This window comes from Allobosea sp. CER48 (genome assembly GCF_044752385.1).
In the GTDB taxonomy this organism is placed as follows: Bacteria; Pseudomonadota; Alphaproteobacteria; order Rhizobiales; family Beijerinckiaceae; genus Allobosea.
On record NZ_JBIWYK010000481.1, the window covers coordinates 1 to 2248 of the forward strand.

Consider the following 2248-nt stretch of genomic DNA (forward strand, 5'->3'; position numbering starts at 1 on the left):
CTTGGTGGTGAACTTGCCTCCCTCGACGGCGTCACCTTCAAGGATTTGTCGAAGCTCGATATCGTCGGGGTTTTCCCGAACTACGCCAGCGCCCATATGGCCTGGAAAGCCAAGGCCCAGCAGACCGTCGATCAGGCGCAGACACGCTACTTCATCGTGCACCTGCACCGTCTGCTCGACCCGGACACCGCCAAGGCCTGAGCCGGCAAGGGATTACGACGACAGGCAGATGGGATTTTCCATCCTCAAGACGCGCGTGGCGCAGGAAGCGCTCGGCCGGTTGCTGGCCGGCTATCTGCGCCTCGTCCAACGCACCAACAGGATCGTGTTCGAGCCGGCCGACATCTATGATGAGGTCCGGTCCGAGCTGCCGCTCATCTTCGCGATGTGGCACGGCCAGCACATCATGATTCCCTTCGCGCGGCCCGACTGGATGCCGGCCTGCTCCCTGGTGTCCCGCCATGGCGATGGCGGCTTCAACGCCGTGGCGCTGCGCGAGCTCGGCATCGGCGCGATCCGCGGCTCGGGCGCGCTCGGCAGGAAGGTCCGCGAAAAGGGCGGCGCCAGCGCCTTCATCGCGATGATGCGCCGCCTTGCTGCCGGTGAAACCATGGTCCTGACGGCGGACGTGCCGAAGCGCGCCCGCGTCGCCGGTCCCGGCATCATCGCCCTCGCGCGCGCCTCCGGGCGCCCGATCCGCGCGGTCGCGGTGGTTACCAGCCGCCGCATCGACTTCAACAGCTGGGATCGCGCCTCGATCGGCCTGCCCTTCGGGCGTTGCGCCATCGTCGTCGGCGAACCGATCCTGGTCGCGCGCGACGCTGACGAGGCCACGCAGGAAGCCGCACGCCTCGCCCTGCAGGCCAGCCTCGACGACGTCCACGCTCGCGGCTACGCGCTCGTCGGCAGCGAGGATCCCGGTGCCGGCCTGCGCGACAAGCAGCAGCAAGCCGCCGGAGCGCCCGCATGAGCGGCAAGGGCGCGATCCTCAGGACGTATCGCTATGCGACCGCGCTGCTCGAGCCGGCCGCCGCAGGCCTCCTGGTCATGCGCAAGCGCCGCGGCAAGGAGGATCCCGAGCGGATTGCGGAACGGCGCGGCTATCCCGGCGTGAAGCGGCCGAACAAGCCGCTGGCGTGGCTGCATGGCGCCAGCGTCGGAGAGACGGTGACGCTGCTGCCGCTGATCGCGAAGCTCCAGAAGCGTGGGCTCGCCGTGCTGGTGACCTCCGGCACGGTGACCTCGGCCAAGCTGCTGGCGGCGCGGTTGCCGGCAGGCGTCATCCACCAGTACCTGCCGCTCGACGTCCCCCGCTACATGCGCCGCTTCATGGATCACTGGCGGCCGGAGCTCTGCCTGATCTGCGAATCCGAGATCTGGCCGAACCTGCTGATCGAGGCGCATCGCCGCTCGATCCCGGTGGTGATGGTCAACGGCCGGATGTCCGAGCGCTCGTTCGCGCGCTGGTACAAGATGCCGAAGACGTCACGCTTCCTGCTCTCCTGCTTCGAGGCCTGCCTCGCGCAGTCCCAGGCCGATGCGGAGCGCCTCGCACAGCTCGGGGCGCCGCGCGTCAGCGTCGCCGGGAACCTCAAGTTCGACGTCCCCGCCCCGCCGGCCGACCCGGACATGCTAGCGATACTCGACGGCATGACGACGGGTAGGCCGGTCTGGATCGCGGCGAGCACGCATCCGGGCGAGGACGAGCTGGTGCTGGCCGCACATCTCGCGATCAAGCCCTACCTGCCGAAGCTGCTGACCATCATCGCGCCCCGCCACCCGCAGCGCGGACCCGATATCGAGGCGCTGGCGCAGGCCAATGACGTCGCCGTGTCGCGCCGGGCCACCGGCGAAAATCCGGAGCGCGACGTCGATCTCTACGTCGCCGACACCGTCAACGAACTCGGGTTGTTCTACCGGCTGTCGCAGGTCGCCTTCCTCGGCGGTTCGCTGGTCGAGGGCATCGGCGGGCATAATCCGATCGAGCCGGCCAAGCTCGGCTGCGCGCTGCTGCACGGCCCCTATGTCCACAACAACAGCGAGATCTTCGCAGCCTTCGACCAGGATGGCGGTTCGCGCTCCGTCCCCGATGCCCAGGCGCTTGCCGGTGCCGTGCATCGCTGGCTCAGCGATCCGGCGAGCGCGCGGCAGGCGGCCCGGGCGGCGGCGCAGACCGCGAGCCAGCTCGGCGGCGCGCTCAACCGCACGCTCCACGCCATCGAACCCCTGCTGATGCGCTCGGCCCTCG

General features: G+C 69.3%; 3 protein-coding genes. All 3 read left to right on the forward strand.

Annotated elements, in window-relative coordinates:
* Positions 1–201 (forward strand): DUF4170 domain-containing protein (locus ACIPIA_RS14615; RefSeq protein WP_400510593.1); only part of this gene is annotated, 201 nt, incomplete at its 5' end.
* Positions 202–229: 28 nt separating this feature from the next.
* The gene (locus ACIPIA_RS14620) at positions 230–970 is read left to right on the forward strand and encodes a lysophospholipid acyltransferase family protein (protein WP_400510594.1); all 741 of its coding nucleotides are present in this window, start codon (positions 230–232) and stop codon (positions 968–970) included.
* A partial coding sequence (locus tag ACIPIA_RS14625) for a 3-deoxy-D-manno-octulosonic acid transferase (RefSeq protein ID WP_400510596.1) occupies positions 967–2248 on the forward strand: 1282 nt, incomplete at its 3' end. The genes ACIPIA_RS14620 and ACIPIA_RS14625, both read left to right, overlap by 4 nt.

What these genes read in the sequence shown, in the direction of transcription:
- ACIPIA_RS14620 (WP_400510594.1), top strand. Translation starts at nt 230, where the DNA reads ATGGGATTTTCCATCCTCAAGACGCGCGTGGCGCAGGAAGCGCTCGGC.